The sequence below is a fragment of the Phormidium sp. CCY1219 genome (assembly GCF_055795085.1).
Genome location: NZ_JAYFEQ010000403.1, coordinates 13,891 through 37,466, shown reverse-complemented (window position 1 = coordinate 37,466; position 23,576 = coordinate 13,891). Strand labels below are relative to the sequence as shown.

Here is a 23,576-nt window from a genome sequence, read left to right as displayed (position 1 = left end):
CATACCATGTTGCGAATGTGCCTCATTGCCGTGAGACATACTATGTTGCGAATGTGCCTCCTCGCTGTGAGACATACTATGTTGCGAATGTCCTTCCTCGCTGTGGGACATAGAGTGAGCGTGACCCATATCCGCCATAGTCCGAAGCGGGCGAGTTCTGCGTTCGGGAATGGGCGCGCTCATCCCCGGTTGCGGTGCAAGGGTTCCCCGCACGTAGCCACTGCGATCCATTGTCTCGGCAAAAATTGTATAGGCGGTATCTGCTTTCGGTTCTACAATGACATCGTAAGTCTCGGCAACAGCGATGCGGAATTCATCCACGGGCACGGGTTGCACGTTCTGCCCGTCGGCTTGAACCACTGTCATTTTCAGTCCAGGGATGCGAACGTCAAAGAAGGTCATTGCGGAAGCATTAATGAACCGCAGTCGCACTTTTTCCCCCGGTTGGAAGAGTCCAGTCCAATTGGATTCCGATGTCATTCCATTCATTAGATAGCTGTAGGTGGCACCGGTGACATCAGCAATATCTGTCGGATCCATTCGCATTCGCTTCCAGGGCAAGTCCTCAAAGAGGGTGCCCACTGTTCGCTGTTGATAATTGTAGTAATGACCCATTTTTTTCAAGTTAGCGAGCACTTGATGGGGATCTTCAAATGTCCAGTCGGACAGCAGCACTACATGGTCTTTTTGATACTCAAAGGGGTCGGGTTCTTTCGGGTCGATAATTAATGCTCCGAAGTGACCTCGTTGTTCTTGGAGTCCACTGTGGCTGTGATACCAATAGGTGCCACTTTGTTCCACCGGAAAGCGATAGGTGAAGGTTTCTCCGGGTTTGATGCCCGCAAAACTAAGCCCGGGCACGCCATCCATTTGAAAGGGAAGAATAATTCCATGCCAGTGAATGGAGGTATCTTCCTGGAGGTGATTGGTGACTTGAATTGTGGCAGTTTGTCCTTCACGCAAGCGCAGTAAAGGGCCAGGAATCGAGTCGTTAACGGCGATCGCACTGCCCGTTTCTCCGGCGATCGCGAATGGCATTTCGCGAATGTGCAGGTCAATTAACTCGGCATACTCCGATCCGTCTTCTGCTTGACTGGTAGCGGCGAGGCTTCGGGGATAGCTTCGCAATAGACTATCTACACCGATCGCCATGCCCATTCCGGCGGTAAAGCGCAAGAAATTCCGTCGGGTCAATCCCTTACTTTGCTGACTCATTGTTGTGTTTTCTCCGACTCTAACTCAGTGGCATTTAAAACGGTTTTTCAGTGATATTTTTCGGCGAAAGTATTGACCATCGTTCATTGTTTAGCCCCTCTAGAAGACTGCTTCCCTGTTGGCAACCCCCTCATCCATCCGGTGACTGCTAAACCCAAAATACGGTTTGAACCGATTTTGCCAGTTTTATTCCTCCCTCTATCCGTGGATTGCTGTTTAGCCATTATTCCCCAACAATATGAAATCGGGATGAAATCTCTCGGGATTTGGAAAATTTTTTTCGGCGGCGGCGGAGGAGATAAAATTTCATCCTCATTTCATCGGCGCTTGACAACATAATAAATATCGCTCTTTACCCAAGTGGCGTGGGGGACATCTACGATGAAACCAGGGTTTCCCCTTGATGCTCCACTTAACTGGAAAGTTAAAATTAGAACGACAGTCCCAAGTACAAGCAAAAAATTGACGTTGAGGTTTTATTATGCTCAAACATCTGACATCTTGGATTCATCAACAGTCCCGTCCCCTGCTATTATCGGGTGTTGCTGTAGTGGGAGTATTGGGAGCGACATATTTCACCGGGGGAATCGGGGCAAAAGCCACGGAGTTGCGAGTAGCTTATTACTGTTGGTTTGATTTGGGGTGGCGCGCTCTCGTTCGATGGTTCTGCGATCGCGCGCTACCCTCCACGTGTTTTCTGGGGTTTTTATGGGCGAGAAAATCCCTCGCTTGATTACGCTTTTGTCGCAAACACGACTTGATTATTCCTCTTTAGGTTTTCCTGGCGCGGTGGCTTTTTGTGCTGGATTTTTACTGAACAAAAACCACCACAATTCTAAGCCAATTAACGCCACGCCGCCCGCCGTGACCCCAATTTTCAGGGCCAAGGGTTGCTCGATCGCGCGAAAGTGACTTTCGGTTGTTGTTGCCTCTGCTGGCAGTTGGGCTTTGGCGGAAACCGGAGCAGCGCTCAGTAAAAATGCTGCCATAATTATACTATAAATACAGCTATTTTTAGCCTGTTTTTTCATTTTTTACCTCTTTTTTTCATGCTGCTAACTGCGATTTAACGGGCAGATAATTTGCCAATGTCTATTGACTCGTTTTCAGGCTTTAGTCAGGGAACGAGTTAACGCTTTACAACGAGTTAAAACCCGATTGTTTTTTTTTGCATAAGTGCGAATTAGCTGTAGCCCTGTAATTTGGCTTGAAACTTGCGTAAGCGCAGGGCATTTGTCACCACGGAAACCGAACTCAGAGCCATTGCTGCCCCGGCTAAAACGGGATTGAGCAACCATCCGGTAAAGGGATAGAGAATACCAGCGGCGATCGGGATGCCTGCGGTGTTGTAAACAAACGCAAAAAATAGATTTTGGCGAATGTTTTTAATCGTGGCGTGACTGAGTTGAATGGCGGTGACAATGTTTTGCAAATCGCCAGAAATTAAAGTAATATCGCTGGCGGCGATCGCCACATCCGTGCCGGTACCGATGGAAATTCCCACGTCAGCTTGTGCCAATGCCGGTGCATCGTTAATTCCATCCCCCACCATTGCCACCACTTTGCCTTCGGATTGCAATGCTTTAACGCGCTCCGATTTTTGGTCTGGGCGCACTTCAGCAAACACCCGAGTAATGCCTACTTCCCGGGCGATCGCTTCGGCAGTTTTCTGATTGTCTCCGGTGAGCATTACCACTTCTAATCCCATCTTTTGTAGGGATTTCACGGCGCTAGCAGAAGAAGGTTTTAATGCATCGGCAATGCCAAATAATCCTTCAATTTCGCCATCTACGGCAATCCAGGCGGTGGTTTTTGCCGCCGCTTCCCACGTTTCCCGATAAGACTGTAAAGATTGAATATCAATTCCCAATTCCTGCATCCAGCGCCCGGTGCCAATTTGTACCCAGCGATCGCTAATTTTGGCTTGCACGCCCTTCCCGGAAATCGCTTCAAAATCCGTAATTTCGGGAAATGGCGTTTCCACTCCTTGTGCCTTGGCATATTCCACAATTGCTTCTGCCAAAGGATGTTCGGAATTGTTTTCCACTCCAGCGGCTAATCGCAACAATTTTATCTCGTTATCGTGGGCGGTTCCGCCCAAGGTGAGGTAATCGGTTACTGTGGGTTTTCCTTGGGTGAGGGTTCCGGTTTTATCTAACACGATAGAGTTAATTTTATGGGCTAATTCCAAACTCTCCGCACCTTTAATTAAAACGCCATTTTCCGCGCCTTTGCCGGTACCGACCATAATTGAAGTTGGGGTAGCCAAACCTAGGGCGCAAGGACAGGCAATAATTAACACGCCTACGGTGGTAATAATGGCGAGGGTGACGTTACCTGTGAAGTCGAACCAAATCACAAAGGTGGCGATCGCGATCGCAATCACCACTGGCACGAAAACCCCGGTAACGAGATCCGCCAACCGCTGAATTGGGGCTTTACTGCCTTGCGCTTCTTGGACTAATTTCACAATTTGGGCTAGCATCGTATCTTTCCCCACTCGAGAGGCGCGGAATTTAAAACTGCCAGTTTTATTAATTGTTGCCCCAATCACTTCATCTCCCGATTGCTTTGTCACCGGCACTGGTTCTCCAGTCACCATCGATTCATCAATTGCCGAACTGCCTTCAATCACTTCGCCATCAACGGGAATTTTCTCCCCCGGGCGCACCACAATAATATCCCCCACTTCTACCTCTTGAATCGGGATATCCGCTTCTTTTCCCTGACGAATTACCCGGGCGGTTCTCGCTTGCAAGCCCATCAGTTTTCTAATGGCTTCTGAGGTTTCTCCTTTGGCGCGCGTTTCCAACAACCGCCCCAACAAAATTAACGTGACAATTACTGCTGCCGGTTCGTAGTAAACCTCGGGTTTTAAACCCTGGGATATCAAAAATACCGGGAATAGAGTGATGAATAGGGAATAAAAATAAGCCGACCCCGTTCCCAGGGCAACCAACGTATTCATATTCGATGAATGACCTTTAAAGGCTTTCCACGCGCCGACAAAAAAGGACTTGCCGCACCAAAATAACACCGGGGTGGTGAGGATGAATTGGAACCAGGCATTATGCGCCCACATGGGAATCCAAGGGATATCTAATCCCGTCATCATGGGTAGGGAACCAATTACTAAAATTGCGCTAATAATGCCGCCCACGATGACTTTGTTTCTCAGTTTCGTTTCTTCCGCTTCTCGGGCTTTTTTTTCTGCATCATCTTCACCCATTCCCAATGCTTCTAAGGGTTGAGCGGTATATCCCGCCGCCGATACTGCTTGCTGAATGTCTTCGAGAGTGGTTTGGCGCGGGTTATATTTAACGGCAGCTTGTTCCGCGCCAAAGTTGACGTTACATTCCCTGACGCCATTTACCTCGTAGATAGCTTGTTCGATGCGGGTGGCACAGGAGGCACAGCCCATCCCTTTCAGTCTGAGATTGACGCTTTCCATTATGATTTCCTTTTCAAATACATCTGCCAGATGGCTTATGGGTTTAGGATAAACTCTCCAGTCAGATGGAGACTCCAGTCAATTTAATAAAACTTAATAAAATTCAGAAGGGAATGAAATCGAGGGAGTTCTGCGCCCAAATCATGGCATCCTAAAATCAGAGTCTAGAGGTACGCCATGTCAACGGAATCACACAAACCAAAAGTTGTCGTCGTTGGTGCCGGTTGGGCGGGGTTAGGCGCAACCTATCACTTGGCGAAACAAGGATACGATGTCACCTTGTTAGAAGCTGGGGATTCTCCCGGCGGTTTGGTTGCCGGTTGGAAAACCCCGGGAGGGCGATCGGTGGAAGCGGGAATTCACGGGTTTTGGTATCCGTATTTTAATATCTTTTCTTTGGTGGATGAATTGGGGTTAAATCCCTTTACGCCTTGGACGCGATCGGCTCAATATTCCCCCGCTGGATTAGAAGTGGAATCGCCAATTTTTCAGGATGAACCGCGCCTCCCGATGCCGTTGGGTACGTTTATTTATCCGTTGTTTTTCCGCTTGCCGTTGATTGACCGACTCTCGGCATTACCGTTGCTTTATGCTGTGGTAGATTTTGATAATTCCGATGCCGCATGGCAGCGTTACGATAAAGTGACGGCCCGGGAATTGTTCAAACAATTCGGGGTTTCGGCCCGCCTTTATCGTCAGTCTTTTGAACCGATGTTATTGGTGGGGTTATTTGCCCCGGGGGAACAATGCTCGGCGGCGGCAGCTTTGGGAATGCTTTATTATTTTATTTTGGCTCATCAGCCGAATTTTGATGTGGTCTGGTGTCGCGGCACTGTGGGGGAAAATATTTTTAATCCCTGGTGTCAAACTATCGAAAAAGCAGGGGGTAAAATCTTCACTCAGCGGCGGGTGACGGATGTAAAAATAGACGAAAAAACCGGGAAAGCTACTGCTGTGGTTTGTGGGGATGAAGTGTTTGAGGCAGATGCGGTTATCTTCTCCGTGGGAATTACGGGGATGAAGAAAATTGTCTCGGGCAGTGAGAGTTTGCAGGGTCGCCGGGAATTTCAAAATGTTATGAATTTAAACGCGATCGATGTGGTGGCGACTCGCTTGTGGTTCGATCGCCAAGTGAATATTCCCCGGGCGTCTAATGCCTGCTTTGGCTTCGATCGCACCACGGGCTGGACTTTTTTCGATTTGAATGCGTTGCATGATGATTATCGCGATTTACCCGAAACTGTGGTGGAAGCAGATTTTTATCATGCCAATCAGCTTTTCCCCTTAAGCGATGCGGAAATCTTGCAAAAAGTGCAGGGGGATTTAGCCACCTGCGTACCCGGTTTTCGCGATGCTAAAATTATCGACAGCAGCGTAATTCGTCTGAAGCAAGCGGTGACGCATTTTTTCCCGGGTAGCTATCAGTATATGTTGCGGGGCAATACTAGCGTTGATAATCTGTTTATGAGTGGGGATTGGATTATCACCCGTCACGGTTCTTGGTCTCAGGAAAAAGCCTATGTTACTGGGTTAGAAGCGGCAAATCTGGTTATCGATCGCTTCGGAATGGGCAAGCGGGCAAATATTATTCCCGTGGAACCCGACGAACCCCACATCCAATTGGCGCGATCGCTCAACCAAACCTTGCGTCAGTTTGGAGAGAATGTCTTCCCCGATTTTTGGTTGCCATAAATGAGCATTGTACGGTGGGCATTGCCCACCTGCACCCTACTCCTCGGACTTGCCACTCTGGGCGATCGCCTGGGAAAACCAATTCGCTACTTTAATATTCGTTTCCTCATTCAAGCGTTCCAATGTTTGCTCTAAAAGCGACACGGACAATCCTTGTAAAGCCTCGGATAAAAACACTTGCTTGTAGTTTTTATCCTCGTAAAACCGAAAGCAAAAAACTCGCTTTGCTCGAATATCGATAACCCAATATTCGGGAATTTATAACTCGGCATAAAGATGTTTTTTTCATCCATATCCGTTGCCAATGTGGTATCGGCAATTTCAGCCACAAAATCCGGAACTCGTCACCGACTCAAGTCAATCCGACGCGGTTCGCCTTCTTTCCACTGCGGAATATTTTCTCCGATATATAGCACCAAATTCGGCGATGCTCCTTGCTTTTCCGGTTTTTCCAATACGCAACCTCCCAAATCGCTAACATTGAGGTCTCGAAAGCGACTGAACCAGATAAAAAATAACATGGCGAACAAACGAGTTACGTTAGCGTGGTTGATTCCTTGATTCCCCATGTCAACAAAAAGATACCCGCGATTAAAAAATACACGGACTCTCTCCAGAGTCGGATCGTCTCGATAAGCGAGGGAATCGTCCCAAGTGGCGGGTTTCCATTTGGGGGGTTCGGTACCCATCGAGATTTGATTGTGAAGAGGAGTTGCAAGGCTCATGGCTATTGGTTTATCTGCAAATGGTACTCTAATTTTAACGGGGTTTTTGTTTGGCGATCGCTCATCTGTACGGAATGAATTGAACCCGGGGGAAATCGGGGTCGAGGTGTGATTTTGAATCAAAAACTTGACAATTTTGCAAAACTGTGCTATGGATAGAGCATCCAAATACAACCCCATCCCAACGCGCCCGATAGGCGTTGGATGTGCGCTGTAGTTGCACATTTACTCCGGATTGCAGGAATTTGCAACCGATGTCCTAGCTTTCATTAAATGTGCGATTACAATGCAAATTCAGCCTGAATGTTTGGGTAGTCAACTGGTTTGGTGCCTCGGTTTCTGCCGATTGGGGAAATATGCCAAATCATTACGGTGCTAGAGGATGGGTGAGACAATCCATTTTCTCAAATCGAGTAAAAATTATGCCTAGAAAAAAACAGGAATCTTCAGCCAAGACAAAAAAATCAGCCCAGGAGAAAGTAGCGCTGTATTGGGACTGTCAGAATGTGAAAATCACGCCAGAACGAGCGGATTTTTTGCTTAAATTTGCCAGCGATCGCGGTGTAGTGACGAGCAAAAAAGCCTACTCCAACTGGAAATACGAAAGCAAAAATCATGCCCAATATTTAGAAAAGGTAGGATTTGAACGAGTAAACGTTTCGGACTCGGCGAAAAATAGCGTAGACCACAAATTATTAGTAGATTGTGCTGACGAAGTTTATGCCAATGACTCGCCCGATCGCTTTATAATCGTGTCTGGAGACGGAGACTTTACCGGGTTAGTTTACCTGTTAAAAAGCCGCAAAAAGCAAGTTATCGTCTTCGCTCAACCCAGTGGCGTCAGCCAAGAACTGATTAAGAACGCGGACGAATCCCACTTTATCGAAAGTGTCGATGAAATTCCCCAAATTCCGCCCTTTCGCAATCCTGCTTTACTGACCCTTGCCCTCACCCATCGCTCTTATACCAACGAACATTCCACCGCCGATGAAGACAACGAACGGTTGGAATTTTTAGGGGATTCGGTGCTGAATTTTCTGAGCAGTCAATTTCTCTATCATCGTTATCCGGATTTGAGCGAATCGCAACTAACGCGATTGCGGTCTGCATTAGTGGACGAACCGCAGTTAGCGGATTTTGCCCGGTATCTAGACCTGGGAAAAAAAATGCGGTTGGGTAAAGGAACGGTGAAAGATAAAGGTCGCCAAAATGAATCCTTGCTCAGCAATACGTTTGAAGCGATAATCGGCGCATATTTTCTTGATGCGGGAATGGAAGCAGTTCGCAATTTTATTCAGCCTTTATTTAGTGCGGCAGCCGACAGTTTGCTCGATACCATTTCGCCTACGAAATCCGACATGCTGGTGGATTGCAAAAATCTATTTCAGGAGTGGGTGCAGGCGAATCTTGGTCCGATGCAGCCCGAATACGAACCGATCGCCAAAACCGGGCCAGATCATGCGCCCCAGTTTACCGTAAAAGTCACCGTGGCGGACAAAGAGTACGGGAGAGGCACGGGAAGCAGCAAAAAAGAGGCAGAAAAGCGCGCTGCTGAAGCCGCCCTGGAAAAGGTGTCTGGGTCATAGGCGGCGGAGTTGCGATCGCCACCACACCGGTGAAAACTCAGGATGGTACAATCCCTGTAAACCAATCGAATACTATCCTGAGTCAGTTCCACGCCCACCACCACCCAGAGAGGAAAATGAGTCGCTTACTGTACGAAAAATCCGTTGCTTACCTCGGCCATTTAATTATTCCTTATCTCTTTGGCACAGTCGATCGCGAGTCAATCTATTCCTACAAACTGCTGTCGGAACTCGGACATAAAGGCATCTTTCATAAAGCAGAAAATCCGGCAGGAATGTATTCCAGTAGCGTTGATGGGATTATCGAAATCGCCCGAGAACATCTAGAAGAATATTCCGATGTACTCGACAGCATGGAAGTGTTTCAGCAGCGCTACACTTATCGCGATAACTTGATTATTGTGTACGAAATGGGAGGTAAATACTTCTACGACCATTTTAAGCCCGATAGCTTAAAAAATCTAGCGGCTCCTAAAATCTTCAAATCCAAACGCGAGTGCATTAACTGGATTAAAAAAGGACTCGATCGCTCCAGGCGCGATCGGCAAGTGAAAAAAGCTTAATCGCACTTTTTCACTCTTCCGGGGAAATTGAGACTTGAGAAGTGACATTGCAAACATCGATTCGTTCTCGATTGTCTCAATTTCCCCACCTGGGCTTGCTCGTAAAAATAAAACCTTTACAAGGCGCATTTTTCATTATATCATATTCACCAGAATCGGCAACAAAAGAATTAAAAAAAGCCCCCCAAATTGGGGGACTTTGCGTTTACGGGGTTCGGAAATAGAGGGAATGCAACTATCTTCGAGAGGAGGGTTGTTCCGAGGGTCGATCGCGTTTTGCTGTGGATTCTTCCCATTCCTTCCACATTCCATTGCCATTTGCCATCGAAGATTCCGGTGCGACTTGTGCAGAATTGTCCGTTTCGATTTCCGCGTGACCTTTGTGCATCAGACGATATTGCGCCTTCATAGCGATCGCATAAAACACCGGCACCACATACAAACTCAAAAACGTAGACACAAACATACCACCAACCACCGCCATTCCAATCGACACCCGAGATGCGGCACCGGCACCGGTAGCAAATGCCAAAGGCAACAAGCCAAAAATCGTTGAAAATGCGGTCATCAAAATCGGACGAAAACGAACCGTTCCCGCCTCCAGTGCCGCCTTAGTAATCGACATTCCCTCTTCGCGACGTTGGTTAGCAAATTCCACAATCAAAATCGAGTTTTTCGTCGCCAACCCAATCAACATAATCAACCCAATTTGACTGTAAACATTCAAATCCAACCCCGCCAACAACAGTGCAGCAAACGCCCCCAACAACGACAGCGGAACCGCCAACAAAATAATCAGCGGATCGAGATAACTTTCAAACTGCGCCGCCAACACTAAGAAAATAAACGCCAGGGCAAGACCAAAAATAAACAACGTAGCTTGACCCGCCTCTTGATATTCCAAAGACTGACCGGCAAGGGCAGTTCGCATATCTGGCGGCACCACTTCATCCGCTAACTGCTGCAACGCATCCAAAGCTTCTCCCAAGGGGACTCCCGGCGCGGGAGAGCCGGAAATTTTGGCCGAACGAAAGCGATTGTAGTGATTAATTTGCGGCGGAGTTGTAGAAGGCACAATTTGCACCACACTGCTCAACGGTACCACCTCCCCTTGATTCGTGCGGACGTATAATTGCTCGATATCTTGAGGAGAAGCGCGGAACTCGTCCTCTGCTTGCACCACCACTTCATAGCGGCGATTGCCTCGGTTAAAATTGGTAATTTCCTGTCCGCCTAACAGAATTTGCAAGGTGCGCGAAATATCGCGAATCGAAATTCCTAAATTCGCGGCTTGTTTGCGATCGACCCTAATCGTCAACTCCGGTTTGTTCAGTTTTAAATCCGTATCCACGTTAGCTAATTGCGGCAATTGTCGCGCTTGGTTGGCCAAGTCTTCCGACACAGTAGCCAGCTTTTCTAAATCCGTCCCTTGCAAGACGAATTCCAGCGGTTGGCTGAATCCCGAACCGGGTAAAGACGGCGGATTAATCGGCAAAACAAAGGCATCGGTGAGGGGAGCAAATCTGGGGAACAAACTGCCAATAATCTCTTGTTGAGATTGTCCCGGTTCGGTTCGTTCCGACCAAGGTTGAAGGCGGACAAAGGCAAATCCTTGGTTCACCTGTCCCGGGGCACCGCGACCAAACGCCCCGATGGTAAAATAACTTTTTACCTCCGGCACTTGACTGTAGATTTCTTCTACTTGTCGCATCACGCGATCGGTGTAGTTCAGGGTGACACCTTCCGGGGCGCGGACAATGGTAAAAATGCCGCCTCGGTCATCAGTGGGAAGAAAACCTTTGGGGATTTGCGTGAATAAAACGCCGGTCAATCCTAGAGAGAGGATAAAGACCAGAACGATAACGGCTTTTAATGGCATCAACCGCAACAAAGACCAGCGATAAAGACGTTCGGTGCGATCGAACAGCCACTCGATCGCGGCAAAAATGCCTTTTTTCATCTGCCCGTCATGGCGCAACACCCGGGCGGACAATGGCGGCGCTAAAGTCAGCGCCACAAAAGTAGAAATCACCACCGAACCGGCAAGCGTAATCGCAAATTCTGTAAATAATCGTCCGGTATTGCCGGTGGAAAATCCCACGGGTAGAAACACGGCAATTAACACCACGGTGGTGGCAATAACCGCAAACACCACTTCACCCACGCCTCGCATGGCGGCGTGGTACGGTTTCATATTTTTTTCTTCGATATAGCGGACGATATTTTCTAACACCACGATGGTGTCATCCACCACCAAACCGGTGGCCAAAGTCAGGGCAAATAAAGTGAGGGTATTGATAGAATAATCCAGGAAAAACATCACCGCAAATGCACCGACTAAGGAGACGGGAATGGTGACGGCGGGGATGAGGGTCGATCGCCAATCTCGCAGGAAAACGAAGATGACCAAAATCACCAGCAAGACGGCCAAAAATAAGGACTGCCACACTTCATCGATCGCCAATTCCACGAATTCGGACCGGTCAAAGGCGACTTGATATCGCATTCCTTCCGGGAAATTGTCCGCCAGTTCTTCCATTTTGGCTTTTGCGCCTCGGGCCACGTCAATGGTGTTGGCGGTGGAGAGTTTCACCACTCCTAAGGCGATCGCCGGTTTGCCGATAAACCGCACGAAGGAGCGATCGTCTTCCGGCCCAATTTCGGCGCGCCCCACATCTTTTAAACGCACTTGCGTCCCGTCGGGATTGCGCTGAATCACCAATTCTTCATACTCTGTCGGCGTCTGTAGTCTCCCCAAAACCCGCACGGAATATTCTGAGGTATCGCCTTCAATTCGACCGCTGGGAATTTCCACGTTTTCCTGTTGCAGCGCCCGTTCTAAGTCGAGAATGGTCAGTCGGCGGGCGGCGAGTCTCACCGGATCGATCCACAGACGCATGGCATAGCGCCGTTCCCCGCCGATAAACACACTGCTGACCCCGGAAACGGTTTCGAGGGAATCGATGACATAGCGATCGGCGTAGTCGGTGAGTTCTAAGGAGGTGTAGTTTTCTCCAAATAGGGCAAACCACACAATCGGCGAAACGTCGCCTTCCCGCTTGCTCACTTGCGGCGCGTCTACATTATCCGGTAATTGTCGCCCCGCGCGATCTACCCGCGATCGCACGTCTTGCGCCGCTAAATCCAAATCCCGATTTAAGTTAAACTGAACGCTAATCGAACTGACCCCTTCTCGACTTTCCGACGAAAGGGTTTTAATCCCTTCAATTCCGCTGATTTCATCTTCTAAAATCTCGGTAACTTCGGTTTCCACAATCTCCGGACTCGCCCCCGGATACACCGTGGTCACGCTCACCACCGGCGGGTCAATGCTGGGAAATTCCTGCACGGGCAACCGCGTATAACCCACCATTCCCACTAAAATAATCAGGATGGAACAGACAGATGCAAAGACGGGTCGTCGAATAAAAAAGTTAGTAAACATGGCAAAATTAAGGATGAAACTTTAACGGTTGATAATTGATATTTGAAAATCCATAAAAACCTCGGATAGATGTTAGTTTAACTATAAAAAAATTGCCTTTTTTCTCATCCACAGTTTATTCTTCTCCTGCGTCCTGGTTCGTTTCTTCTGCCGGGGATGCTTCTTGTTTCTCTTGGTTTGATGGTTCATTCCCGATCGCCATAATGGGTGCGCCATCGCCGAGTTTTTGGATGCCAGAAACCACAATTCGATCGCCGGGAACTAGACCTTGGACCACTTCGGCGCGATCGCCTTTAATCAATCCCAGTTCGAGGGATTTGCGTTTCGCCACCATCGGGTCGGATCCTTGGGCCACGAAAATAAATCGCTGTTGCCCTTGGAAAATCACCGCCGTGGTGGGCACTACGATCGCATTTGGGCGCTGGCTCCAAATCACCTTGGCGCGCACGAATTGGCGATCGCGCAATTCTCCATTATTCCGAAACGTGGCTTTCGCCAAAATCGTTTGCGAGTCTTGGTTCACCGTGGGCGAGACGAAGGTAATCCGCCCCTGAGTGAGTGCTTCTCCTTCGGCGTCAGAAATCTCCACCGGCAACCCCAGTTTTAACTCAGACCCTCGCTCCAGGGGAATTTCCATCCGCAATTCCAGCTCGTCGTTCTGCGTCAAGGTGGTGATTTTATCCCCCGCCTTCACATAGTCGCCCAATTTCACCGGTATATCGCCGATAATGCCGTCAAAGGGAGCTAACACGTTTGTATCTTGCAATTCCACTTCCAAGGCTCGCACTTGGGCGATCGCCTCCGCCAGTTGCGCTTCCGCCTGGGCGATTTCCTCCGGGCGGGTGCCATTTTGCAATTCGCGCAATTCTTGCCGGCGTTCTTCCACTTGCGCCTCGGCCCGGGCAATCTCTTCGGGACGCGCCCCACTTTGCTGCAACAGCAAGGCTTCTCTTGCTTCTGCTACCTGCGCTTCGGCCCGGGCAATCTCTTCGGGACGCGCCCCACTTTGCTGCAACTGCAAGGCTTCTCTTGCTTCTGCCACTTGCGCTTCCGTTTGTTCGATTTGCTCCCGTCGGTTCTCTTGCAGTTGCGCTAAGCGTTCCTTGGCGCGTTCCAGGTCGGCTTTCGCCCTGCGATTATCCGTGACCACTTCATCGAAGCGATCGCGCGAAATCGCCCCTTGTTCGACTAATACCCGATTTCGCTCCACCCGTTCCTCGGTTAATTCCACCCGCGCCCGCGCATCTTCGATTTGCGCCCGCGCTTGGCCGATTTCCTCTTGGGTGCTGCCCGATCGCAATCCTTCCAGTCGCGATTCGGCGGCATTTAACCGCGCTTGGGCCTGGGCAATGTCTTCCGGGCGGTTGCCGGCCCGCAGTTCGGCCAGTTGCGATCGGGCCGCATTTAACCGCGCTTGCGCCTGGGCGATGTCTTCCGGGCGGTTGCCGGCCCGCAGTTCGGCCAGTTGGGCTTCGGCGGCATTTAACCGCGCTCGCGCCCGGGCAATTTCTTCTGGGCGCGGTCCGGCTTGCAATTCGCTCAACCGCGCTTGGATGCGCTCTCTGGCGGCTTGGGCTTGGCGCACTCTGGCTTGCACTTGTTTCGGATCGATGCGGGCGATCGCCTCTCCCATCGCGACTCTATCCCCGGCCCGCACGTAAATCTCGCTGACTCGTCCTTCCATTTCCGGACGCACTACCACCGACTGTTGCGCTTCTAAGGTGCCGACAAATTGGGAGGTTTCTTCGATGGTGGTCAGTTCCACGGGAGCGAGTTTCACCGGCACTCCGCGCGGTTTATTTTGCTGCGCCTGGGGTTGGGCGGGGGCTTGGTTTTGCACGGTCCACCAATACCACGCGCCTCCCCCACCCCCGGCGAGTAATAGCAGCACCAGCAGCGCCCAGCCAAAGCGTCGCCCTTTCTTGCTTCTGGGTGATTTTAAGCCTCGCTTTCTGTCGCGATCGCGCGGCGATCTGTCGCGATCGCGTTTTTGGTCTTCTTCTATGCCAGGGACTTTATCTTCGGTGTCGATTCTGCTCTGAGAAGATTTAGAGGAGTCCATCATTTTCCAAATACTCGCAATATTGTGGTTAATCGTTTGTCAAATTAAGTTTGAATCGTTCGCCAACCAAGCTTTGGTTGAGATTCACCTTGCGCCATGTCTACAGCTCAATGGCTGCTGGTTAGCTGGTTTTTTTTATAGTTTTGTGTTATAATCATTTGCTTTCATTCAGCTTCTTCCTGTCTCGCGCAACGCTGACTCGCCCCCGAGTTCGTTTTTTCCCAACAAATTCCCCCCTTTAGCATTACACTCCCTTCAATGACATCACCCGATTGGGTGAATTTATTTATCGGTAAAAATTCAGCATTAATTATGAGGAATTATAGCGCTTTCCTCATTGGCAAAAGCCTATCTTTCGCGTCACCTCAAGCAGACAATGCCCGCATTTATGACTTAGAAATACCGATTTTCGGTGCAGTCATTGCTGAAGCACAGTCTCCCTCGGGCCAGTGCCCACAAGCCATCGACTCGCGTTCTCGCTATGGTTCAGTATAGCTTGAAATGTTAATTTTCGTTACAGCTTGACATCTCAATCTGGAATTTTGCCGGAACCGCCGATTTTTCCGGTTGATAAACTTTTGCAAAAGCGATGAACAAAGGAAGGGGTGAGTCAGTAAGGGTGAAGAATTGCGCGCCCATAAACGATTCGTTTTGAGGGAAACTTTCAAGCGAAAACGGGGGGAAGCGATCGCCGCGATCGGGCAAGCCCCAATGATGAATTCCCCCGGGATGCTTCTGAAGTTTTCGCCCCATAAAACCTTGGCTGGGCATTCGCCACCCGAGAATTACTTTTTGTATAAGCCCCCTCTACGCCACTTGCATAGCAAATTCAACATTGCATTGTGGGGAAACGGTTTCCGGTTGTCTCCTCAAGGTCGCGAATCGCCATTTCCCAAGCCCGATCGCCCCTTCAATCCACAGCGAATCGGGGCAAATCTAAAGAAAAACAAAAGAAATGCGCGATGAAGGTTAACCCGGGTTGAAGTTGTTTAAAATGAGAAATAGCTGAAGGTAAAACAAAGGATTGCGATCGCCGATTGCTTCCCTCTATCCACCCTAGCCGCTTTTCCCAAGACTTGGGCGATCGCATTCTTGGTTTTATTACCTTTCGGGGCAATTGTGGTAGCAATTTAGCGCGAATCTCCCCAGACATTTTGCGCGATCGGGGTCTCAATTTCCCCAATCAACTTTCAAAATTGTCCGCCCTTTGCCCCCCAATTGTACAGGAGAACTACCGTGACTTTACAAGTCGAATTACTAGAGGAAAGCTTCGAGAAAATCAAGCCCCGTGCCGATGAATTCGCCACGCGATTTTACGGGTACCTTTTTGGCGACTATCCCGAAGCCCAGCCCTTATTTGCCAACACCAATATGGAAGAGCAAAAGAACAAACTGTTTAAATCATTGGTGTTGGTAGTCAACAACCTCCGCAAACCCAACGAACTCACCAATCCCCTGAAAGGACTTGGTGCCCGTCACGTGCAGTACGGTGCATTACCTCAACATTATCCAATGGTAGGCAAGTCCTTATTAAAAGCCTTTGAAGCCATCTTAAAAGATGACTGGACTCCGGAAGTCAAACAAGCATGGATAGATGCCTATGCTGCCATCACCAAACTGATGCTAGAAGGCGCTGACTATCCAGAAGAAATTTATCGAATGTAGGCAATATTTTACTGCCATTTGACTCGTTCCCAGGCTCAGCCTGGGAACGCCTCCCCACAGAAAGGCAAGCCTAATAAGCACGCTTTGACTCGTTTGACTCGTTTGACTCGTTTTGACTCGTTTGACTCGTTCCCAGGCTCAGCCTGGGAACGCCTCCCCCGAGGCTCCGCCTCCCCACAGAAGCCTAATAAGCACGCTTGCTTCTCGATTACATCACCGGAATTTCCGATAGATTCTGAACTTCCAATTGAGGAAGCGGGGAGATACAACCCTCGAGCAACCCATCAATTCCACTGACTGGCAAAACCGGGGTTTTGAATTCACAAACCAAGTCATCCACCGTCACATCATCGAGAAACCGAGTTTCGCCATATTTGAGCATGACATCCGGCAACAAAACCCCATCGCCCAAATCGCGATCGCGCAATCCCCCCCGCACATCTTCCCCCGTCAGCACTCCCGTCACGCTCATCGTCTGACCCCAAAATTCACTACACAGCGGAATCATTTCCACCGTTAATCCTTCCACCGCATTCAACCGGTCTAAAATCGGTTGAAAGGCATTTTCCACCGCATTTCCCACCACCCAAGTCAACCGACGCGGGGGCGAAACCACCGACGGTAAATCCATCGCCGCCGCCTCAAATTCTTCTAAAAACTGTCGAATCGAACCCACACCATTCCCCAGTTGCGGATAATCTTCATACTCCGACGCCTCGGGCAAATCTTCACCCGCCATTAAAAACCATTCATCCGCCAACCAGACAAACGTCGAACCCAATTCTCGGCGGAATTGGGGTTGCAATTGTTGCACTTGCGAAATCACTTCTCGTGCTTTTTCCCGCGTTACAGGCACCAATTCATCCGCTTCTGGACGAAATTTCGTCAACCCCACCGGTACCACCGCCACCGATGTCACTCCCGGAACTTCGCCGCCGCCAAATTTGGCCAAATCTAACAAAGTTCGTTCCAGATGTTTTCCATCATTAATTCCGGGACAAACCACCACCTGGGCGTGAATTTGCAAGCGTCTTTCTTGGAACCACTGAAGCTGGTCGAGAATTTGTCCCGCCCGGGGATTTTTTAGCAGACGAATCCGCACCTCGGCTTCAGTTGCATGAACGGAAACGTAAAGCGGAGACAAGCGCATTTGTTCGATGCGCTTCCATTCTTTTTCCGTCAGATTGGTTAAAGTCAAATAAGACCCATACAGAAAGCTCAAGCGATAATCATCATCCTTGAGATAAAGCGTATTTCGCATTCCCGGCGGCTTTTGGTCGATAAAGCAAAACGGGCAGCGATTGTTACACTGAATTAAATTATCGAATAAGGCGCTTTCAAATTCCAACCCCAACTCTTCATCGTAGTCTTTTTCGATTTCGATAACGTGGGTTTTCCCTCGGGCATCGAGCACTTCCACTTCGATGAATTCATCGGCGCATAAAAATTTATAATCAATCAAATCGCGCGGTTTTTGCTGGTCTATAGAAACAATAGCATCCCCAGGTTCAAAACCAATTTCGGCAGCAATCGAACCGGGTAAAACGCGAGAAATAACAGCAGGACGGATAGCAGCAGAACTCATAATATTTGCACCACAATAAATTGCATAACAACAGTTAAATTTTAATATCGCCTCCGGAAGAATTGCAATCAAGAAAAATCAGGTGTAGGGTGGGCAACGAGTTGCCCACCCTACCAGTGGGTATAGTTGCGAAAACCGAGACTCGTTGGAGTTAGGCGGAGTGCATCCGAGGCTTCACCGGAATCTCGATAATAAATTCCGCCCCCTCACCCGGTTGCGACACACAACTCAGATGACCCCCATGCGCGTCTACCACCGTTTGGTAGCTAGTAGACAACCCCAAACCGGTTCCAGACCCGACTGGTTTCGTAGTAAAGAACGGGTCAAATACCTTATTTAACACCTCCTGATTCATCCCCGGACCATTATCGGCAATTGAGATTTTCACCGAACCCTCGTTCGTGGTTTCCGTTTGAATGCGAATGGTGGGTGACGCAGGAAGGTTTTGCTCGTTATTCTCCTCCCGGCGCATAAAATCATGCAGGGCATAAATCGCATTACTCAGGATATTGAGAAACACCTGATTGAGCTGAGAGGCATAACAGGTCACTGGAGGCAGTTTACCATAGTTTTTTGTTACTTCAATCTCGTAGCGTCCTCCTTCTTGGCGCAATTTCGGCTGCAAAATCATCAGCGTACTGTCAATTCCCTGGTGAATATCCACTGGTTTCATATCCGCTTCATCATGTCGCGAGAAGTTCCGCAGACTCAGTACGATATTGCGGATGCGTTCTGCCCCTCCTTTCATGGAATTGAGCAGTTTTTGCAAATCTTCGATTAAGAAATCTAGCTCGATATCTTCCAGGGTTTCTGACACTGATGGCGTGGGATTGGGATATTCCTGCTGATAGACTTCAATCAAATGTAGCAAGTCTTGTACGTATTCCGAGGCGGGGGTCAAATTGCCATAAATAAAACTCACCGGGTTGTTGATTTCGTGAGCAACCCCCGCCACCATTTGACCCAAACCGGACATTTTTTCGCTTTGCACCAATTGCGCTTGAGTGCGTTGCAATTCGTGCAGGGTTTGTTCCAGGCGGAGGTTTTTCTCGTTTAATTCTTGGGTGCGTTCTTGGACTTTTTGTTCCACGGAACTATACAGCAAGGCATTTTCCAGGGAGATTGCTGCTTGGGAGGACAGCAGGCGCAAAATTTCCAGGCGATCGGGAGTAAATGCGCCAGTGGTGAGGTTGTTTTCTAGGTAGAGAATGGCGATCGGTTTGCCTTGATTGACGATCGGCATACAAAGCACCGATTTAACATTTTCGGCGGCAATATAAGGGTCGGCAGTAAATCGGCCCTCATTTGCGGCATCACTTAACACCACATCGGCGCGAGTGCGTTCCACATAGTTAATTGCGGTCACGGGCAATTCGTGGGACTGCAGCGATCGCCATTCTACCACCCCGGAATTATATTGCTCCACCACCACCTCTTCTGTCCCCACCGATGCCTCAGCAGCAATTCGCAGGGTTCCTTCTTCCGGTAAAATCAAAAAGCCTTTTTGCGCCCCGGCATTTTCGATGAGAATTTTCATCAAGTTGGCCAGTAATTTATCCAAGACAATTTCCCCAGAAATCGCTTGAGACGCTTTCATTACTGAGGCGATATCCAGTACGTTTGTCCCATTATCCGTAGTGGTGCGAATTGCCGTAGTGCGGGTATCGATTACCCCACTCGGGCCTGGAATTTTGGTGAGGAATTGCGGATAACGTGCCTCTAGTTGTTCTACTTTGCGGGTTGCGCCCCAGCGTTCGTATCCGTAGTACGCCTCCCGTAAATGAACTTGCGCGTATTTTTGTTTCTGGCGCTGCAGCCAGAATTTGCCGGCGAGTTCGTTGGCGAGGGCTTCGTTTTGGATAAATTGGTTTTCTCGCGCTGCGTCAATGGCGCGATCGTACTCATCTAACGCCGCTTCTTCGCGCCCCTCAATGCGCGCGATTTCCGCGTTGACTAACCGATATTTATGCTCGAAATTAGACGGGCAGTTTTCCGCCCAAAGGTTCATTTGCTGTTGATTTGCTTCGAGTTGCTGGAGATAGTGTTTTTTCTCCTCTCCTGACGCTTCGGGATAAAGTGCCGTTAGCAGCAGGGAGTGGTAGAAATTATATTCGGTGGCGGGTAAAGTGCCGGTGATAAAGGGCAAGTATTTCTCGATATCGCTGATGCACTCAAAAGCTTCGGTGAAACAGCCAGAAAGATAGAGAATTTGTAATTTCCGAATCAAATAGATGCACAGGGTGTAAAAGTTTTGCGTCTTCTGACATCGCTCGATATATTCGCTTTCCGCCATTTCTTCTACCTGAAAGGTTAACGGGTCTGGCGTTAGTTTCCGCAAGTTCCCCACCAGCAGTTGCACTCCCCCACAAATTTCCGAGGAAAGCTGATTTTTGGTTTTTTGAGTGAAGTGCAATGCTTGGGCGGTTTCTTCACTGAGTTGCGCCAGGTTTTCGCCTTGAAAGAAGGAATTGAGCGCCCGGTTGTGCAGCAGATATCCCGCATATTCTAAATCCCCGGATTCCAAGGCGGCTTGGTAGCCTTCGCGGTTCAGTTGGTTGGCTTCTTTGATATGATTGAACCAGTAACTCAATGCATTGGCAAAGCCGGCACAAGCTTTCGCTTTGAGTTCGTAGTTGCCCCATTTTTCAATTAGGTTGAGGGCCAGCAGCCCAAACTCATAGGCGGATTTATATTCGCCAAATACCGAACTGAGTAGCAGTCCGTAATTCGTGTAGGAAAGACAAGATTCGGGGATGCTGCCATAATCGAGGGAAATGTTTACGCCTTTGAGGACGATCGCGGTCCATAACTGCGGATCGCTCAGATAGGCGGGGGGCGCAACATTAGTGAGTAGTTTTAAGGCGACTTTTTTCTCGGGCAGAGTCATTTCCTCTGACTCAATTAATGAGGCAATGTCTTTCCCGGCCCATTTGGCTTTGGCGGCGGCAAATTCGGTGGCGATCGCATCGGATAACCCTTCTGCTGGCAATTCTATATCTAACATCGCTAGGGCTTCTTTCCCGATTTTTACCGCTTGCTCGTATTCGCCGCTGAGGGCATACTGAACCAGCAACAGGTTGTAGATTTCTGCTTTTTCTAAAACGGTTTTGGCTTGTTCTAAGGTCAGATAGATATAGCGTTCTGACCCTTCAAAGTTCCCGGTTAAGTATTCCACTAAAGCCCGTTCTTTGTGCAGGGCGATCGCTACCTCGTAATCCCTGTCCCAAATATTCGCCGGTAATCCTTCCATCCCGGCGATTAAATATTGCCTTGCGGCGACATAAGCGGTGGCATATTTGGCTTTTTTCGCCGCCTCTAAGTTTAAAGATGCCAGTTCGAGTTTTTCTGCGGGTTCTGAAATCAGCGATCGCCCCACATTCAAATGATCCACTAGCTCAAAAATCCGTTCCGCCCAATATTGCGCCGGCGTATTCGTCAGCAACATCCGCCCGATTTGCAAGTGAACTGCTTTTTTCTGGGCATCTTCAATCAGAGAATACGCCGCTTGTTGCACGCGATCGTGCAGAAACTTGTAATTCAAAATCAACAAAGGATTGATAGATTCTGGCGCGATCGCTTCATCTTCTCCCTCCGCAATCGGCAAAATCAACCCTTCTTTAATCGCCGGCGACAGGTCAGCAAAGGTACCAAACGATTCTTTATTATAAATCAACGACAGGGTGTTTAAATCGAATTGATTCCCCAAACAAGCACCGAGGCGCAACACTTCCTGGGTCGCTTCTGGCAATTTCCTTAATTTGCCAATCATTAATTCTACCACATTATCCGTAATTCCAACCGCCCGAATTTTCTCCATATCCCATTCCCATCCCCCAATATTATTCCCCCCAGCTTCTGGATTAAACGCCAGTAAATTTTCCTGATAAAGGGTTTTCAGGAATTGATTGACAAAAAAGGGATTTCCTTGGGTTTTCCTCACCACCAGTTCCGCCAAGGATTGCACGGATTCCCCATCCCGATGTAACGTCTCGCTGAGCAATTGCGTCACTTGTTCTCTCCCTAACGGCGTTAAGGTCATCTGATTGATGGTTGCCCCTTCTTTTCTCAGTTCGTCCAGGGTTATCATCAACGGATGGGTTGAGGATACTTCGTTATCTCGATACGCCCCGATCGCAAATAAATACCGCGTTTGCTCGTCGGTCATCATCAGTTTAATCAGTTTCAGGGTCGCCGAATCTGCCCACTGCAAATCGTCCAGAAACACGATTAATGGATGTTCCGGCGCGCAAAACACGCGAATGAAGTTTTGGAACACGAAATTAAAGCGATTCTGCGATTCGGTCAGTCCCAATTCTTGCACCGGCGGTTGCGATCCGACAATCAGTTCTACTTCCGGAATCACATCAATAATAATTTGCCCGTTTGCGCCAAATGCGGCTAACAGTTTTTTCCGCCATTTTTCCAATTCGGCTTCGCTTTCGGTCAGCAGTTGACCCACTAACTCCGAGAATGCAGTCACGATCGCACTGTAAGGAATATAGCGCTGAAATTGGTCGAATTTCCCCGAAATAAAGTATCCCCGCTTTCGCGTCAGTTTCCGATGAATCTCGCTGACTAAGGCGGATTTCCCAATTCCAGAATACCCGCCAACCAAAATCATTTCTGTTTGTCCTTGCAAGATGCGGTCAAACGCATTCAAAAAACTCTCGATTTCCGATTGTCTGCCATAGAGTTTTTCCGGAATTTGAAATTTGTCGGAAATATCGAACTTACCCAGGGGAAAGTCCTGAATATAACCCTGCGATCGCACTTGACTGAGACATTCTTCTAAATCGGCTTTTAAACCCCAGGCACTTTGATAGCGATCGTCCGGATTTTTCGCCAGCAACTTCATCGCGATATCGGAAACGGCTTTTGAAATATCCCGCTGACGTTCGTGGGGGGCGACTGGCTCGATCGCCAGATGACAATGCACCATTTCCATTGGATCGGTGGTTTCAAATGGCAATTGATGGGTGAGCAATTCGTAAAACGTAACCCCGAGGGAATAAAAATCCGAGCGGCGATCGAGGGTTCTGTTCGTTCTCCCGGTTTGCTCTGGGGACATATAAGCCAAGGTTCCTTCTAAACCCGAAAGTGTATCCTCAGAGGGATTGTCATCTTTGCGGAAGCTCGAAATACTAAAATCAATCAGTTTGAGTTGCCCGGTGGCGGGATTAAAAACGATATTAGACGGGTTAATATCTTTGTGAATCACATGATTGGCGTGCAGTTCGCCTAGGGTTTCTGCCACTTTAATAGCAATCGTGAGAAAGCCTAAAATGGTAAACTTTTGCGAATTCATCAAGATTTTTAAGGATTCTCCCCCAAAATCTTCTAAAATCGCAATTGGCGTGTTATTCTGTTTTTCTAAGCTATAGGCTTGTACCACACCAGTTAAATTTAAAGAGCGGGTGAGTTCGTATTCTTGTTGGTGATTGGCGAGTTCTTCGGCGCTCGGATAGTCTTTATTCAGCAATTTTAGGATAACCGGTTGACCATCCTGCTCTCGGCGTCCCCGATACACTAAAGTATTGGGACTTTCGTAGATTTTGGCGAGAACTTGGTAGCCCGGAAGCGATAGCAT

General features: G+C 48.8%; 15 protein-coding genes. 5 read left to right on the top strand and 10 right to left on the bottom strand.

The window, feature by feature from the left end; genetic code table 11:
* From AC0QH1_RS08620 to AC0QH1_RS08610, 3 genes are all read right to left on the bottom strand, one after another.
* Positions 1-1,215: copper resistance system multicopper oxidase (locus tag AC0QH1_RS08620; protein ID WP_324630654.1), on the bottom strand; the 1,215-nt coding region annotated here is incomplete at its 3' end.
* A 761-nt stretch (positions 1,216-1,976) separates the two neighbouring features.
* Positions 1,977-2,246, bottom strand: coding sequence for a hypothetical protein (locus tag AC0QH1_RS08615; RefSeq protein WP_324630653.1), 270 nt, complete (start codon positions 2,244-2,246; stop codon positions 1,977-1,979).
* Positions 2,247-2,398: 152 nt separating this feature from the next.
* A complete protein-coding gene (locus tag AC0QH1_RS08610; RefSeq protein WP_324630652.1) occupies positions 2,399-4,666 on the bottom strand; it encodes a heavy metal translocating P-type ATPase in 2,268 nt (755 codons plus the stop codon).
* 177 nt (positions 4,667-4,843) lie between these two features.
* On the opposite strand from AC0QH1_RS08610, the gene AC0QH1_RS08605 reads away from it, so the two are divergent.
* Positions 4,844-6,358 carry a hydroxysqualene dehydroxylase gene (locus tag AC0QH1_RS08605; RefSeq protein WP_324630651.1) on the top strand — a complete coding sequence of 505 codons (1,515 nt, stop codon included), beginning with the start codon at positions 4,844-4,846 and terminating at the stop codon, positions 6,356-6,358.
* Between the two features lie 36 nt (positions 6,359-6,394).
* Here the strand turns inward: AC0QH1_RS08605 and AC0QH1_RS08600 are convergent, their stop codons facing one another.
* Both AC0QH1_RS08600 and AC0QH1_RS08595 read right to left on the bottom strand, forming a co-directional pair.
* A complete protein-coding gene (locus tag AC0QH1_RS08600) occupies positions 6,395-6,535 on the bottom strand; it encodes a hypothetical protein (RefSeq protein WP_324630650.1) in 141 nt (46 codons plus the stop codon).
* Positions 6,536-6,702: 167 nt separating this feature from the next.
* Positions 6,703-7,083 carry a Uma2 family endonuclease gene (locus AC0QH1_RS08595; protein ID WP_324630649.1) on the bottom strand — a complete coding sequence of 127 codons (381 nt, stop codon included), beginning with the start codon at positions 7,081-7,083 and terminating at the stop codon, positions 6,703-6,705.
* A 422-nt stretch (positions 7,084-7,505) separates the two neighbouring features.
* On the opposite strand from AC0QH1_RS08595, the gene rnc reads away from it, so the two are divergent.
* Together rnc and AC0QH1_RS08585 are read left to right on the top strand one after the other, a co-directional pair.
* On the top strand, positions 7,506-8,669 hold the full coding sequence (gene rnc / locus AC0QH1_RS08590; RefSeq protein WP_324630648.1) for a ribonuclease III: 1,164 nt from the start codon (positions 7,506-7,508) through the stop codon (positions 8,667-8,669).
* A 116-nt stretch (positions 8,670-8,785) separates the two neighbouring features.
* Complete coding sequence (locus AC0QH1_RS08585; protein WP_324630646.1) at positions 8,786-9,232, top strand: hypothetical protein; 447 nt, start codon at positions 8,786-8,788, stop codon at positions 9,230-9,232.
* 235 nt (positions 9,233-9,467) lie between these two features.
* Here AC0QH1_RS08585 and AC0QH1_RS08580 read toward each other — a convergent pair whose 3' ends face one another.
* Both AC0QH1_RS08580 and AC0QH1_RS08575 read right to left on the bottom strand, forming a co-directional pair.
* Positions 9,468-12,677: an efflux RND transporter permease subunit gene (locus tag AC0QH1_RS08580; protein WP_324630645.1), complete on the bottom strand. Its 3,210-nt coding sequence runs from the start codon at positions 12,675-12,677 to the stop codon at positions 9,468-9,470.
* A gap of 115 nt (positions 12,678-12,792) precedes the next feature.
* The gene (locus tag AC0QH1_RS08575; RefSeq protein ID WP_324630644.1) at positions 12,793-14,742 is read right to left on the bottom strand and encodes an efflux RND transporter periplasmic adaptor subunit; all 1,950 of its coding nucleotides are present in this window, start codon (positions 14,740-14,742) and stop codon (positions 12,793-12,795) included.
* Between the two features lie 255 nt (positions 14,743-14,997).
* Here AC0QH1_RS08575 and AC0QH1_RS08570 point away from each other — a divergent pair, with 255 nt between their 5' ends.
* Positions 14,998-15,234, top strand: a complete 237-nt coding sequence (locus tag AC0QH1_RS08570; protein ID WP_324630643.1) for a hypothetical protein — start codon at positions 14,998-15,000, stop codon at positions 15,232-15,234.
* Between the two features lie 9 nt (positions 15,235-15,243).
* On the opposite strand, the gene AC0QH1_RS08565 is transcribed toward AC0QH1_RS08570, so the two are convergent.
* Complete coding sequence (locus AC0QH1_RS08565) at positions 15,244-15,510, bottom strand: hypothetical protein (protein ID WP_324630642.1); 267 nt, start codon at positions 15,508-15,510, stop codon at positions 15,244-15,246.
* A 465-nt stretch (positions 15,511-15,975) separates the two neighbouring features.
* Between AC0QH1_RS08565 and AC0QH1_RS08560 the strand changes: the two genes are divergently transcribed.
* Entirely contained in the window at positions 15,976-16,404 is a 429-nt protein-coding gene (locus tag AC0QH1_RS08560) for a globin family protein (protein ID WP_324630639.1), read from the top strand.
* A gap of 208 nt (positions 16,405-16,612) precedes the next feature.
* On the opposite strand, the gene AC0QH1_RS08555 is transcribed toward AC0QH1_RS08560, so the two are convergent.
* Positions 16,613-17,989: a TIGR03279 family radical SAM protein gene (locus AC0QH1_RS08555; RefSeq protein WP_324630637.1), complete on the bottom strand. Its 1,377-nt coding sequence runs from the start codon at positions 17,987-17,989 to the stop codon at positions 16,613-16,615.
* Between the two features lie 151 nt (positions 17,990-18,140).
* A complete protein-coding gene (locus AC0QH1_RS08550; RefSeq protein ID WP_324630634.1) occupies positions 18,141-23,576 on the bottom strand; it encodes a trifunctional serine/threonine-protein kinase/ATP-binding protein/sensor histidine kinase in 5,436 nt (1,811 codons plus the stop codon).